Origin of the sequence: Paraburkholderia lebeckiae (assembly GCF_050436225.1) — a bacterium.
GTDB lineage: Bacteria > Pseudomonadota > Gammaproteobacteria > Burkholderiales > Burkholderiaceae > Paraburkholderia > Paraburkholderia tuberum.
The window spans coordinates 3599561-3614244 of the sequence record NZ_JBNDLU010000002.1; the positions used below are offsets into that span (position 1 = coordinate 3599561).

13 protein-coding genes are annotated in these 14684 nt (G+C 64.1%); 12 read left to right on the forward strand and 1 reads right to left on the reverse strand.

What is annotated here, in order from left to right; genetic code table 11:
- Positions 1-51 precede the first annotated feature (51 nt).
- From OKW45_RS31195 to OKW45_RS31215, 5 genes are all read left to right on the forward strand, one after another.
- Positions 52-855 carry an SPOR domain-containing protein gene (locus OKW45_RS31195; protein ID WP_035470531.1) on the forward strand — a complete coding sequence of 268 codons (804 nt, stop codon included), beginning with the start codon at positions 52-54 and terminating at the stop codon, positions 853-855.
- A 176-nt stretch (positions 856-1031) separates the two neighbouring features.
- Positions 1032-1670, forward strand: coding sequence for a thiol:disulfide interchange protein DsbA/DsbL (locus tag OKW45_RS31200; RefSeq protein ID WP_018419246.1), 639 nt, complete (start codon positions 1032-1034; stop codon positions 1668-1670).
- Between the two features lie 15 nt (positions 1671-1685).
- On the forward strand, positions 1686-2459 hold the full coding sequence (locus tag OKW45_RS31205; protein WP_018419245.1) for an SDR family oxidoreductase: 774 nt from the start codon (positions 1686-1688) through the stop codon (positions 2457-2459).
- Positions 2460-2462: 3 nt separating this feature from the next.
- Positions 2463-3281 carry a helical backbone metal receptor gene (locus tag OKW45_RS31210; protein WP_429472849.1) on the forward strand — a complete coding sequence of 273 codons (819 nt, stop codon included), beginning with the start codon at positions 2463-2465 and terminating at the stop codon, positions 3279-3281.
- A gap of 281 nt (positions 3282-3562) precedes the next feature.
- Complete coding sequence (locus OKW45_RS31215; RefSeq protein ID WP_429472850.1) at positions 3563-5149, forward strand: ABC transporter substrate-binding protein; 1587 nt, start codon at positions 3563-3565, stop codon at positions 5147-5149.
- A 360-nt stretch (positions 5150-5509) separates the two neighbouring features.
- On the opposite strand, the gene OKW45_RS31220 is transcribed toward OKW45_RS31215, so the two are convergent.
- Positions 5510-6583, reverse strand: a complete 1074-nt coding sequence (locus OKW45_RS31220) for an MBL fold metallo-hydrolase (protein WP_429472851.1) — start codon at positions 6581-6583, stop codon at positions 5510-5512.
- 158 nt (positions 6584-6741) lie between these two features.
- On the opposite strand from OKW45_RS31220, the gene OKW45_RS31225 reads away from it, so the two are divergent.
- The 7 genes from OKW45_RS31225 (at position 6742) to OKW45_RS31255 (ending at position 14542) form a co-directional block, all read left to right on the forward strand.
- A complete protein-coding gene (locus OKW45_RS31225; protein WP_018419241.1) occupies positions 6742-7146 on the forward strand; it encodes a MerR family transcriptional regulator in 405 nt (134 codons plus the stop codon).
- 39 nt (positions 7147-7185) lie between these two features.
- Positions 7186-9003, forward strand: a complete 1818-nt coding sequence (gene aceK / locus OKW45_RS31230; RefSeq protein ID WP_429472852.1) for a bifunctional isocitrate dehydrogenase kinase/phosphatase — start codon at positions 7186-7188, stop codon at positions 9001-9003.
- A 70-nt stretch (positions 9004-9073) separates the two neighbouring features.
- Positions 9074-10282, forward strand: coding sequence for an acetyl-CoA C-acetyltransferase (locus tag OKW45_RS31235; protein WP_429472853.1), 1209 nt, complete (start codon positions 9074-9076; stop codon positions 10280-10282).
- A 28-nt stretch (positions 10283-10310) separates the two neighbouring features.
- Complete coding sequence (locus OKW45_RS31240) at positions 10311-10988, forward strand: SDR family oxidoreductase (RefSeq protein WP_429472854.1); 678 nt, start codon at positions 10311-10313, stop codon at positions 10986-10988.
- A gap of 33 nt (positions 10989-11021) precedes the next feature.
- Complete coding sequence (locus OKW45_RS31245) at positions 11022-12152, forward strand: acyl-CoA dehydrogenase family protein (RefSeq protein WP_018419237.1); 1131 nt, start codon at positions 11022-11024, stop codon at positions 12150-12152.
- A 7-nt stretch (positions 12153-12159) separates the two neighbouring features.
- Complete coding sequence (locus OKW45_RS31250; RefSeq protein WP_429472855.1) at positions 12160-12615, forward strand: YchJ family protein; 456 nt, start codon at positions 12160-12162, stop codon at positions 12613-12615.
- A gap of 619 nt (positions 12616-13234) precedes the next feature.
- On the forward strand, positions 13235-14542 hold the full coding sequence (locus OKW45_RS31255) for a dienelactone hydrolase family protein (RefSeq protein WP_429472856.1): 1308 nt from the start codon (positions 13235-13237) through the stop codon (positions 14540-14542).
- Positions 14543-14684: the final 142 nt, after the last annotated feature.

Sequence of the window (14684 nt, forward strand, 5' to 3'; positions counted from 1 at the left end):
TCGTTATAATCGGCGGCCGTTCCTGGATTCTTTTTGCAGGTGATTCGTACGATGGCAAAACCACGCCGCACAACAAAGCAATCGAAACAAACCGGGGGCACTTTTCTCGGCATCGTGCTGGGCCTGATCGTCGGCCTGGCGATCGCGGTAGTGGTGGCGCTGTATATCACCCGTGCACCTACGCCGTTCGTGTCGAAGGTCGCGCCGCCAGCGGCGACCGACAACGGTGCGAGCCAGGCGCAATACGATCCGAACCGTCCGCTGCAGGGCAAGACGCCGGGCCAGCCGGTGCCGCAGGCCGCGCAACCGGCTCCGCCGAACACCGCGCCGGGCCAGACCAACGCCCAGACCCAGTCGGGCATGCTCGAAGAACCGCAGATCGTCGAAGTGCCGCCGTCGACTGGCAACGCAAATAACAACGGCACGGCGGTCGCGCCGAATCCCGCGCAAGAGAACGGCACCGGCGGCATCGTCGCGCCGGCGCCGGCGAAGAAGCCGCAGACGTCGAGCGCGCCCGCCGCCACCGCGGCAGGCTCCGCGCCTAAGAGCCCGAACGCGACCACGGCCGCCAACGCCAAGCCGGGCTCGGCTGCCGCTCCGGCACCGGGCGAGGCGAACACCGGCTATTTCCTGCAGGTCGGCGCGTACAAGACCGCCGCCGATGCCGAACAGCAACGCGCGCGCCTCGCGTTCCAGGGCTTCGAATCGAAGGTCACCCAGCGCGATGCCGGCGGCGTCACGTACTACCGCGTGCGCATCGGGCCGTTCTCGAAGTTCGAGGACATGAATTCGAGCCGTCAGCGTCTGTCGGACGCGGGTGTCGATACCGCGGTGATCCGCTTCACCAAACAATAAATAAACGGTAATGCCGGCTCGCACGGTGCGTAGAACTATCCGCGCGGCGCGCGGGTCACAAGCACGATGGCCGCTTCGACCTGTATTGTGGCGGGCGGCCACACCGAATCCGACCAGCGGCGACGGGCCTTTCGCATGGCGTCGCCGCGCTACCGCCTTATCTAGGTCTACACAACATGAAAAAGCTGCTGAGCATCCTGTTTCTCTCGCTGGGCCTGATCGGGGCCAGCGCGCATGCGTCGCCGACCGCGCCGGTTGCCGGCAAGGACTACACCGTGCTGGCCTCGCCGCAACCGACCGACGTGCCGGCCGGCAAGATCGAAGTCACCGAATTCTTCTGGTACGGCTGCCCGCATTGCAATGAATTCGACCCGTTCCTCGAAGCCTGGGTCAAGAAGCAGGGCCCGGACGTCGTGTTCCGCCGCGTGCCGGTCGCCTTCCGCGACGACTTCATCCCGCACTCGAAGATGTACCACGCGCTCGACGCGCTCGGCGTCGCGAACGAACTGACGCCGAAGGTGTTCAACGAAATCCACGTCAACAAGAACTATCTGCTGACGCCGGAAGACCAGAGCAAATACCTCGCGACGCTCGGCGTCGATCCGAAGAAGTACATGGAAGCGTACAACTCGTTCTCGACGCAAAGCGCGCTGCAGAAGGACAAGAAGCTGCTCGACGACTACAAGATCGATGGCGTGCCGACGCTCGCGGTGCAGGGCAAGTATGAAACCGGCCCGGCCGCGACCGGCACCCTGCCGGGCACGATCCAGGTGCTCGACTACCTCGTCTCGCAAGTCCGCGCCAAGAAGATGTAATCACGAGGCGCCGGTATGACCTCTCCGCTGAAGGTTTTCATTACCGGCGCTTCGAGCGGCATCGGCCTCGCGCTCGCCGGCGAATACGCACGGCGCGGCGCGATTCTCGGCCTCGTCGCCCGCCGCGGCGACGCGCTCGCCGCGTTCCAGCGGTCCCATCCCCAGAACACCGTCTCGATCTATGCAGTCGACGTGCGCGACGCGGAAGCGCTCGCCGATGCGGCCGCGCGCTTCATCGCCGCGCACGGCCTGCCGGACGTCGTGATCGCCAACGCCGGGATCAGCCGCGGCGCGCTGGCGGGTCACGGCGATCTGCGCACGTTCCGCGAGGTGATGGACATCAATTACTTCGGCATGGTCGCGACGTTCGAGCCATTTGCCGCCGCGATGGCCGCATCGAAGCGCGGCACGCTGGTCGGCATTGCGAGCCTCGCGGGCGTGCGCGGCTTGCCCGGTTCGGGCGCGTACAGCGCGTCGAAATCGGCGGCCCTGAAGTATCTCGAGGCGTTGCGCGTCGAGATGCGGCCGTTCGGCGTCGGGGTCGTCACGATCGCGCCTGGCTATATCCGCACGCCGATGACCGAGCACAATCCGTACAACATGCCGTTCCTGATGGACGCCGACCGTTTCGCGGCGAAGGTCGCGCGGGCGATCGAACGGCAGACATCGTTCGCGGTGTTTCCGTGGCAGATGCGCGTGGCCGCGATGCTGCTGCATGTGCTGCCGCGCTGGCTCTACGACCGCGTGTTCGAACGCGCGCCGCGCAAGCCGCGCGCCGCCACCGAGTAAGCCATGCAGTCCCGTGCCGTCGATGCAGCCGGCGTCGCGCACGAATCCGCGGGCACCGACGCGCGCATCGTGTCGCTGGTGCCGAGCCTCACCGAAACGCTGTTCGCGCTCGGCCTCGAGCGGCAGATCGTCGGGCGCACCGGCTTTTGCGTGCATCCGCGCGACAAGGTCCGGGCGGTGCCGAAAGTCGGCGGCACGAAGGCCGTCAAACTGGACGCGATCCGCGCGCTGCGCCCCACCCATCTGATCGTCAATGTCGACGAGAACGAACGCGACACCGTCGAGCAACTGCGCGCGTTCGTGCCGCACATCGTCGTCACCCATCCGCAGACGCCGCGCGACAACCTCGCGCTGTTCGCGCTGCTCGGCGCGATCTTCGGACGTGAAGAAGAAGCGCGGCGCTTGAGCAACTCGCTCGAAGCGCGTCTGCGCGAAGCCGCCGCTCACGCCTTCGCCGCGCAGAGCGTGCTGTACCTGATCTGGCGCGAACCGTGGATGAGCGTCGCACGCGACACGTACATCGCCGCGATGCTGCGCCTCGTGAACTGGCATACGCTGCCCGACGTGCGCGGCGGCAGCGCGGGCGCCGCGCGTTATCCCACGCTCGACTTCGACGACGCGCCGTGGCTCGCGCAGGTCGAGCGCGTGCTGCTGTCGAGCGAGCCGTACCGCTTCACGGCCGCGCATCGCGATGCGCTCGCGCGCGATCCGCGTCTCACCGGCAAGCGCATCGATCTGATCGATGGGGAAATGACGTCGTGGTACGGCGTGCGCGCAATAAGTGGCATCGGCTACCTGCTGCGTCAGGCCGCCGCAGCCTGAGGCGGCAGCATGGGCGCGCCGCCCCCATATGGATATGTCGATTAAAGTGTTGTCGCCAAAATGGCCCTTCGATAAGCTTGCGCGAAGGCGCGCCGCCGGCCAGGCCTCGAAGGCCGGCCCCCATGCCTCAGGCCGGGATCGCCCGACCTGTACGACGGCGCCGGGAACGTATCACAATCGTGGCGACGCGCGCGTCGGGACCGCTGACCTGCCCGCTCACGCATCGCCGCCATAAACACAACCAGACGCACTGCCTGACTGCGCTCGTTACCGGAGATCCTATGCGCTTCAAACTGCTCGCAGCCGCCATCCTGCTCACCGCGCCCGCGCTCGTGCTCGCCAAACCGTTGACCGTCTGTACCGAATCGAGCCCCGACGGCTTCGACGTCGTGCAGTTCAATTCGCTCGTCACGACGAATGCATCGGCCGACGTGATCTTCAACTCGCTGGTGTCGTTCGACGAAGCCGCGAAGAAGGTCGTGCCCGCGCTCGCCGACAAGTGGGAAGTGAGCCCCGACGGCCTGACGTACACGTTCCACCTGCGCCCCAACGTGCAGTTCCAAACCACCGACTACTTCAAGCCCACCCGCGCGCTGAATGCCGACGACGTGATCTTCACGTTCGACCGCATGCTCAACGACAGCAATCCGTGGCACAAGGTGGCGGGCGCGAGCGGCTTCCCGCATGCGCAATCGATGGGGCTGCCGAAGCTGATCAAGTCGATTACCAAGGTCGACGACAACACGGTCAAGTTCGAGCTGAACGAGCCGAACGCGACGTTCGTGCCGATCCTGACGATGGGCTTCGCGTCGATCTATTCGGCCGAGTACGCGGACCAGTTGCTGAAGGCCGGCAAGCCGGTCGATCTGAATGCGAAGCCGATCGGCACCGGCCCGTTCGTGCTGAAGAGCTATACGAAAGACGCGGTGATCCGTTATGACGCGAACCCAACCTACTGGGGGCCGAAGCCGAAGATCGAGCGCCTGATTTACGCGATCACGCCCGACGCGACCGTACGCGCGCAGAAGGTGAAGGCTGGCGAATGCGAGATCGCGCTGTCCCCGAAGCCGCAGGATCTCGCCGACGCGAAGAACGACAAGTCGCTCGCGATCGTGCAGACGCCCGCGTTCATGACGGCCTTCGTCGCGCTGAACACGCAGCAGAAGCCGCTTGAAAACCAGAAGGTGCGCGCCGCGCTGAACATGGCGTTCGACCGCACGACATATCTGAAGACCGTGTTCGACAACACCGCGACGCCAGCCGTGAACCCGTTTCCGCCGAATACGTGGAGCTACAACCACTCGATCAAGGGCTGGCCGTACGACCCGGCGAAGGCGAAGAAGCTGCTCGCCGACGCGGGCTATCCGAACGGCTTCGAAACAACGATCTGGGTGCGTCCGAATGGCAGCGTGCTCAATCCCAATCCGAAGGCCGGTGCCGAACTCCTGCAGGCCGACTTCGCGAAGATCGGCGTGAAGGCGGACGTAAAGGTGATCGAATGGGGCGAGCTGATCAAGCAGGCGAAGCAGGGTCAGCATGACACGCTGTTCATGGGCTGGGCCGGCGACAACGGCGATCCGGACAACTATCTGTCGCCGCTCTTCAGTTGCAACGCGGTTAAGTCGGGCATCAACTTCGCGCGCTTCTGTAATCAGGATCTCGACAAGCTGATCGCCGACGGCAAGGCCACGGCCGATATCGCCAAGCGCACCAAAGCGTACGAAGCCGCGCAGCAGATCATCCATGACGAAGCGCTGTGGATTCCGCTCGGCTATCCGACCGCTGCCGCGATCACGCGCACGAACGTGAGCGGGTATCACGTGAGTCCGTTTGGTCGGCAGAATTTCGGGGCGGTGGTGGTGCAGTGATTTTGCACTGCGGTTAGCGCACGCGGCCCTGCAAGAAAGCCCGGTTTTTGAACCGGGCTTTTTTTATTCAACGCGCGAATTGGCTGGTTGCACCTGACACTGCGTAACCTTTTTTCGACGCGATCTCGGGCCTTGGCCCGCCAGACCGATTCCTAATGCAATTTTCCTCAGGCAAGAAGCTGAGTTGCTTGCAAAGTGAACTCTACAACCGGCGAGCCCAGCAACTACGCGACGCTGCCTCTGACTTGCCGTTGAAGTAGTTCGCGCGAAAGGACGCCTGGCATCGTTGCGCCGCTCAGTGCCTCCGCGTAGCGCGGACCTATTCGTCCTCGTTTCTACGCCCGCAGCCAACGGCCGAGATCACACCGCCGCAAACCGAATCACCCCATCCGCATCCTGCGTCCGCTTCAAATCCCCCGCCCGCCACAGCAGATGCAAATGCGCGAGCGCCTCACCCATCGCGAATGTCATCTGATGGATATCGAGCTGGCGCTTGAACATCAACGGCACGATATCGGCGGCGCTGCGCGGCTTTTCCGCGCATGCTTCGCGCACTTCGGCGAGCCGCGCGTCGTGATGCTCGCGCAGTTGCTGAATGCGCGTGCGCGCGCCGCGAAACGGCTTGCCATGCGACGGCAGCACGAGCGTGTCTTCAGGCATCGTTTCGTAGCGGCCGAGCGACTCCAGATACAGTTCGAGCGGCGAACCCTCGGGCTCGATATCGAACACCGACACGTTGGTCGAAATGCGCGGCAGCACCATATCGCCGGAAATCAGCGTGCGGGTTTCCGCGCAGTGCAGCGCACAGTGTTCCGGCGAGTGGCCGAAGCCCGTCACCACGCGCCACGTCCTACCGCCAATCCTCACGTCCTCGGCTTCGCGCAAACGACGGTATTGCCCCGGAATCGCCGGCACGAGGCTCGCGTAGTAGCTATTGCGATTGCGCAGTTTCTCGAGCGATTCGGCGTCGGTCAGACCGTGCCGCGCGAAGTGCCGCGCCGCCGCCTCGCCACCCGCGTTAGACCCATCGCCGGTTGCCATCACGCGCGCCTGCATGTATTCGCCGAGCGTCATCCACAGCCGCGCATCCCAACGCTTTTTATCGCCACCGCCGCACACCCAATGCGCGAGGCCGATGTGATCCGGATGGCAATGCGTGACGATCACGCGCAGCACCGGCAGGCCGTCGAGCACCGATTCGAACACGCTCTCCCAATTCGCCTTGATTGTGTCCGACGTGATGCCGCAATCGACCACGGTCCAGCCTTGCTGGCCGTCGATCTCATCGCGCAGCAGCCACAGGTTGATATGGTCGAGCGCGAATGGCAGCGGCATGCGCAGCCAAAGCACGCCGGGCGCGACTTCCATCGTGCGGCCCGCGTCGGGCATCGTGTCGTTGAAGGGGTATTCGAGCTGGTGTTCGAGTGCATTCATGGGGACTGTCTTCCTCCGACGACCCTCCGGCATGGCGAGGTGTGCGATGCCGGTCGGCCGGGTTGTGGTTGCTTTCCGCTCAGGTTGACGATAACGTAAACGTCGATTCTATCGTCCAATCCGGTTTTGTGCCGGCCAAGCGGCTACGAGATGTCCCGATGAATACGCAATACACGATCACCGAGCTCGCGCGCGAATTCGACGTCACGCCACGCGCGATCCGTTTCTACGAAGATCAGGGTTTACTCGCACCGAGTCGCGAGGGTTCGAGCGGCTTGCGGCGCGTCTATTCGGGCCGCGACCGCACGCGTCTGAAGCTCACGCTGCGCGGCAAGCGGCTTGGCTTTACGCTATCGGAGATTCGCGACCTGCTGGACGCCTACGAATCGCCGACCGACACCGTGCCGCAACTGCACGCGTTTCTCGCCACGGTCGCGCGTCATCGCGAAGTGCTCGAACGTCAGCGCGAAGATCTCGACGCGACGCTCGAAGATCTCGCGCAGTACGAAGCGCAGGCGCGCGCGCTGCTCGATGGCGCGAGGCACGACGCGAAGCCTGCCTGAAGCGGCCTGACTCTGACCGGCGTTTGCGGAGCGCGCGTGATGAATCATTTCCCCAAGCTGTTATCGTCGCAAATCGGTTTCGACGTCGCGCAGACGATGCTCGAAGGATTCGACCGTCACTACCGGATCTTTCGCGACGCGGCGATCCACGCGAAGACGCTGTTCGAAGCCGGCGACTGGCACGGCCTGCAAAGGCTCGCGCGAGACCGCATCACGTCGTACGACGATCGCGTGCAGGAATGCGTGCAGTTGCTCGAAGACGAGTACGACGCGGAGAACATCGACGGCGAAGTGTGGCAGCAGATCAAGCTGCACTACATCGGCCTCCTGACCACGCACCGTCAGCCGGAATGCGCGGAAACCTTCTTTAATTCGGTTTCCTGCAAGATTCTGCACCGCTCGTACTTCAACAACGATTTCATTTTCGTGCGCCCGGCGATCTCGACCGAATACATCGAGAACGACGAACCGGCCGCGAAGCCGACCTACCGCGCGTATTACCCCGGTACTGATGGACTTGCCACAACGCTCGAACGGGTCGTCACGAACTTCCAGCTCGATCCGCCGTTCGAGGATCTGACGCGCGACGTCGCCTGCGTGATGCAGTCGATTCGCGAAGCGTTCGGCGTGTTCGACGAAGCGCCGAACTTCCAGATTCACGTGTTGTCGTCGCTGTTTTATCGCAACAAGGCTGCATATATCGTCGGGCGCATCATCAACGGCGAAGCGCTGCTGCCGTTCGCGGTGCCGCTGCGTCACGTGAAACCGGGCCTGCTCGCGCTCGACACCGTGCTGCTCACGCGCGAGCAGTTGCTGATCATCTTCAGCTTCTCGCACTCGTATTTTCTGGTCGACATGGAAGTGCCGTCCGCGTATGTCGAGTTTCTGCGCACGATCATGCCGGGCAAGCCGAAGGCGGAAATCTATACGTCGGTGGGTCTGCAGAAGCAGGGCAAGAATCTGTTCTATCGCGATCTGCTGCATCACCTGAAGCATTCGAGTGACCGCTTCATCGTCGCGCCCGGCATCAAGGGGCTCGTGATGCTGGTGTTCACGTTGCCGTCGTTCCCCTATGTGTTCAAGCTGATCAAGGACAACTTTCCGCCGCCGAAGGAAACCACGCGCGCGCAGATCCAGCAGAAGTATCTGCTCGTCAAACGTCATGACCGGCTCGGCCGGATGGCCGACACGCTCGAATATTCGAGCGTCGCGCTGCCGCTCGCGCGGCTCGACGAAACGCTGTTGCGCGAACTCGAAAAGGAAGTGCCGTCGCTGATCGAGTACGACGGCGACAACCTCGTGATTCGCCATCTGTACATCGAGCGACGCATGGTGCCGCTCAATCTGTTCCTGCAGAACGGCAACGACGACGACGTCGAGCACGGCATCAACGAATACGGCAACGCGGTGAAGGAGCTGATCCAGGCGAATATCTTCCCCGGCGACTTGCTGTACAAGAACTTCGGTGTCACGCGACATGGCCGCGTCGTGTTCTACGACTACGACGAGATCGAATACCTGACCGACTGCAACGTGCGTGCGGTGCCGGCGCCGCGCAACGAGGAAGACGAAATATCGAACGAGCCGTGGTACGCGGTCGGTCCGCACGATATTTTCCCGGAGACATACGGCACGTTCCTGCTCGGCGATCCACGTGTGCGGCGCTCGTTCATGCGGCATCACGCGGATTTCTTCGAGCCCGAGCTGTGGCAGCGATACAAAGATTTTCTGTTGAAGGGCGAGCTGCCCGATTTTTTCCCGTACGACCGGAGCGTGCGCTTTTGCGTGCGCTATCCGGAGCGGTTCGCCGAAGCAACCGATGCGCAGGCGAACGAGCCAGATGTGCGCGTGGCTTGATGAATCCCACGAGGGTTCGCAGCAGGCAACGCGCGGCGGTAGCCATCCAAGCTATGAAAGGAGCTGAACCATGAGTGACGCAAATCAAAGTGGTATTCACGCCGATCCGATCGTGATCGTCAGCGCGGCGCGTACGCCGATGGCCGGCTTTCAGGGCGACTTCGCGTCGCTGAGCGCGCCACAACTCGGCGCGGTCGCGATCAAGGCGGCAGTAGAACGAGCGGGGCTGAAGCCCGAGCAGATCGACGAAGCGGTGATGGGTTGCGTGCTGCCCGCCGGCCTCGGCCAGGCGCCCGCGCGCCAGGCCGCGCTCGGCGCGGGTCTGCCGCTCGCCACTGGCTGCACGACGGTCAACAAGATGTGCGGCTCCGGCATGCGGGCGGCGATGTTCGCGCACGACATGCTAGCCGCAGGTTCGCTCGACGTGATCGTCGCGGGCGGCATGGAGAGCATGACGAACGCGCCCTATCTGCTGCCGAAAGCGCGCGGCGGCATGCGCATGGGCCACGGCCAGGTGCTCGACCACATGTTCTACGACGGCCTCGAAGACGCCTACGACAAAGGCCGTCTGATGGGCGCGTTCGCAGAGGAATGCGCGGCGTCGTTCGACTTCACTCGCGAGGCGCAGGATGCGTTCGCGGTCGAGTCGTTGAACCGCGCAAAGCGCGCGAACGAGGACGGCTCGTTCGACTGGGAAATCGCGCCGGTCACCGTAGCGGCCCGCAACGGCGACGTCACGATCGCGCGCGACGAGCAGCCGTTCAAGGCCAATCTCGACAAGATACCCACGTTGAAACCCGCGTTCAGCAAGACCGGCACCGTGACGGCGGCGAACTCGTCGTCGATCTCGGACGGCGCGGCCGCGCTCGTGATGATGCGCGAGTCGACCGCGAAACGGCTCGGCGTGGCGCCGCTCGCGCGCGTCGTCGGTCATTCGACGTTCGCGCAGGCGCCCGCGAAGTTCACCACCGCGCCGGTCGGCGCGATCCGCAAGCTGCTCGGGAAGAACGGCTGGCGCGCCGGCGAAGTCGATCTGTACGAGATCAATGAGGCGTTCGCGGTCGTCACGATGGCCGCGATGAAGGAGCATGATTTACCGCACAACAAGGTCAACGTGAACGGCGGCGCGTGCGCGTTAGGCCATCCGATCGGCGCCTCGGGCGCGCGCATTCTCGTCACGCTGATCGGCGCGCTGAAGAATCGCGGGCTGAAGCGCGGTGTCGCGACGCTGTGTATCGGCGGCGGCGAGGCGACCGCGATGGGTGTCGAACTGATCTGACGCAGCCACCAAAACTTCGAGGAATACGATGAAAACAGTGTTGATCGTCGGTGCATCGCGAGGCATCGGCCAGGAATTCGTCCGGCAGTACAGAAAGAGCGGCTGGCGCGTGCTCGCGACCGCGCGCGACGGCGCCGCGCTCGACGCGCTCAGCGAACTCGGCGCCGAAACCTTCGCGCTCGACGTCACCGCGCCCGAAGACATCGCGGCGCTCGGCTGGAAGCTCGACGGCGAACGGCTCGATGCCGCGATCCTGGTGTCGGGCGTGTACGGTCCGCGCACCGAAGGCATCGAAACGATCACCGCCGAGGACTTCGATTACGTGATGCACACGAACGTGCGCGGTCCGATGCAGCTGCTGCCAATCCTGCTGCCGCTCGTCGAGGAAACGGACGGCGTGCTCGCAGTGATTTCGAGTCGCATGGGCAGCATCGCCGACGCAAGCGGCACGACCGGCTGGCTATATCGCGCGAGCAAGGCTGCGTTGAACGACGTGCTGAAGCTCGCGTCTCTCGACGCGCAGCGCGCGACCTGCGTGTCGTTGCATCCGGGCTGGGTGCGCACCGACATGGGCGGCGCGCAGGCCGCGCTCGATCCGGCGCACAGCGTCGCCGGGATGCGCGAGGTGCTGGCGCAGGCGGCGGCATCGCGCGACGCGTTCCACGGCCGCTTCTTTCAGCACGACGGCACGCAGCTCGACTGGTAGACAACTACGTTGCATGGGACCGGAGACACGCTCATGGTGCTTGATCAGGATCACCTGATGGTGCGCGACGCGCTGCGCACCTTCGTGCGCGAAGCGATCACGCCGTACGCGGCGCAATGGGACCGCGAGCGCAGCTTTCCGCGCGACGTGCACCGGCAGCTCGCCGAGCTGGGTGCTTACGGCGTGCTGGTGCCCGAAGCGTATGGCGGCGCCGGCATGGACGCGCTCGCGCTCGCGTTGATCCTCGAAGAAATCGCGGCCGGCGACGGCGGCACGTCGACCGCGATCTCGGTGAACAATTGCCCCGTGTGCAGCATCCTGCTCGCTTATGGCAACGACGCGCAGAAGCGCGACTGGTTGACGCCGCTCGCGCGCGGCGAGATGCTCGGCGCATTCTGTCTGACCGAGCCGCAAGCGGGCTCGGATGCGTCGGCGCTGCGCACCACCGCGACACGCGACGGCGACGCGTACGTGCTGAACGGCGTCAAACAGTTCATCACGAGCGGCAAGAACGGCGACGTCGCGATCGTGATGGCCGTCACCGACAAGGCCGCTGGCAAGCGCGGCATCAGCGCGTTCGTCGTGCCCACCGGCACGCCGGGCTACGTGGTCGCGCGCGTCGAAGACAAGCTCGGCCAGCATTCGTCGGATACCGCGCAGATCGTGTTCGAGGATTGCCGCGTGCCGGCCGCGAACCTGATCGGCGCGGAAGGCGAAGGCTACCGGATCGCGCTGTCGGGTCTCGAAGGCGGGCGCATCGGCATCGCTGCGCAAAGCGTCGGCATGGCACGCGCCGCGTTCGAGGCGGCGCTGACTTACGCAAAAGAACGCGAGAGCTTCGGCACGCCGCTGTTCTCGCACCAGGCGGTGCAGTTCCGTCTTGCCGAGATGGCGACCCAACTCGAAGCCGCGCGTCAATTGATCTGGCATGCGGCGTCGCTGAAGGACGCGGGCCAGCCGTGTCTGACCGAAGCCGCGATGGCAAAACTGTTCGCCTCCGAAGCGGCCGAGCGTATCTGCTCGGCCGCCTTGCAAATTCACGGCGGCTACGGTTATCTGAGTGACTTCCCGGTCGAGCGGATTTACCGCGACGTGCGCGTGTGCCAGATCTACGAAGGCACGAGCGACATCCAGAAGATCCTGATCGCTCGCGCGCTCAACTGAAATTTCAATGAACAAGCCATTGTTGTCACTGCAAAGACCTGTCGACTGTCCGTGCGGCGGCGCGGCGCCCGACGCACGAGGGGGCACCGCGACCAAAGCCCCGCGTTTCGCGCAATGCTGCGGCCGCTATATCGACGGCGGCGAAGCGGCGCCGCGTGCGCTCGAACTGATGCGCTCGCGCTATAGCGCGTACGTGCTCGGTGCAACCGACTACCTGCGCGCGACGTGGGACCCCAGCACCTGCCCCGCCGATCTCGACGTCGATCCCACCGCGCCCGACGCGCCCCGTTGGCTCGGACTGCAGATCAAAGGCTTCGCCGAAAGCGATGCCGATCACGCGACCGTCGAATTCATCGCCCGCTACAAAGTGGGGGGACGTGCTTATCGGTTGCATGAATCGAGTCGATTCGTGCGCGGCGATGATGACCGCTGGCGTTATGTCGCTGGCGACGTCAATGAGTAAATGAAGAGCACGCGACGATTAAGTAATCGCTGCATTCCGCGCCGAAGCTTTCTCGTGCCTTTCACTCGCTCTCGACAAACTTTATAAAAGGCCTGTGCAAAGGCCTCTTTTCGTTCCTTTCACGCGGGCTTCTTCGTTGGCCTCGCACCACAGCACTTACACGACCTTTACTCATCGCTTCCCGCCACATATCCCCGGCCCTTGCCCGGCAAGGCTTTGAAGCCTCGTTCGCACATGCAGCAATTTTTTCGTCACGGGTTCTCCTTGATTGCACAAAACAAAATTGTCGTGCCAGGATGAGTCCGTAGTTTCATGACGTCACATTGCGAGAGCGGGTCATACCGGCTCCGCAACATGCAAAGGAAGGCTGACCGGCCGCTGATCGAACGCGAGCCGCGCGGACTCCGGCAGCATCAAGTGACGTTCATCCTCGGCGCGTGGGGTCGCGCCGGCCGTTGGGTTCATCCCGTGTGATCTCGATTTGCGTGCGTGTGCTTCCCGCAACGTTCGCGAGTGAGTCTGTTTGTGTCGAAATCGCGAACGAAAGCTGAATGTCAGCAGCGTTTTGCGCAACCGGACAGCACGGAGTTCAGGACAGGTCTTTAAAGCAGGTGCGTCAATGGTGTTGAGCAAAGTTCTGACGAAGTGTGCGGCGATCTGCGCCGCGGCCACGTGTGCTGTCACGATCGCGCACGCCGATCCGCTCGCCTACTCGTCCCATTCCGCACATAACGCGACGCCGTCGAGCGATACCCAGGGACCGCTGTCGCGCGCCCGCGTGCCGCGCCTCGCTCTGGACGACGACGTCTACATGCCCACCGCTCACCTGAACGAAAAGATCATCCGCGTGCCGGTCGACGCCGCCGGAACGGTCACGCTTGAAACCACGATCTACAAGCCGGACGGCCCCGGCCCGTTCCCGATGATCGTCTTCAACCACGGCAAGATTCCGGGCGACCCGCGCACGCAGGAACGCAGCGACCCGCTGGCGTTCGCGCGCGAATTCGTGCGCCGCGGCTACGTGGTCGTCGCGCCGAACCGCCAGGGCTTCGGTCACTCGGACGGCGTCTACGAGCAGGACGGCTGCGACGTCGAGCGCAACGGCCTTGGCCAGGCCGGCGACGTCGCAGCGACGATCGATTACATGTCGAAGCAACCTTATGTCGATGCGACGCACATCGCGGTGGCCGGCACCTCGCATGGCGGTCTTGCGACGATCGCATACGGCACCGAAGCGGCGCCTGGCGTGCGCGCGCTGATCAATTTCTCGGGCGGTCTGCGCCAGGACGCCTGCGAAGACTGGCAAGGCAATCTGACGCGCGCATTCGGCGCGTACGGCGAAAAGACTGCGGTGCCGTCGCTGTGGCTCTATGGCGATAACGATTCGGTGTGGAACGCGCCGCTCGTGGCAGGCATGTACGCCGCGTACCAAGCACACGGCGCGAGCGTGAAGATGGTCGACTTCGGCCACTACAAGAACGACGCGCATCGGCTGGTCGGCGACCGCGACGGCGTGCACGTATGGTGGCCGGCCGTCGAAGCGTTCCTCGCACGCGCCGGTATGCCGACTGCCGTGCAGTATCACGTCGCCGATCCGGCCGCGCCGAAGGCAACCGGATTCGCCGCGCTCGACGCGGTCGACTCGGTGCCGTACCTCGACAACGAGGGCCGCAATGGCTATCGCAACTTCCTGCATCAGTATCCGAGCCGCGCGTTCGCGGTGTCTGACTCGGGCGCGTGGTCGTGGGCCGAGGGCGGCGACAATCCGATGTCGGTGGCGGTGACGAATTGCCAGAAGCAGAGCTCCGATCCGTGCCGGTTGTATGCGGTCGATAACGCGGTCGTGTGGGGCAATCAGAACTCGCAGACGGCGGATGCGGGTGATGCCGATGCCAACGGCCGGAAAGCGATTGCGAGCCGGGAGTGAAGTGCGAATAGAGGCGTGAATCGCGCCTGATTCTGATGTGCCGCAAGCCCGCCGTATCGGCGGGCTTTTTCTTGTGCGCTCCGTTCCCCCGCAAAAAACACCTCGTCACCCCACATTCTGGCCAGTAACAGCCCATTACTTT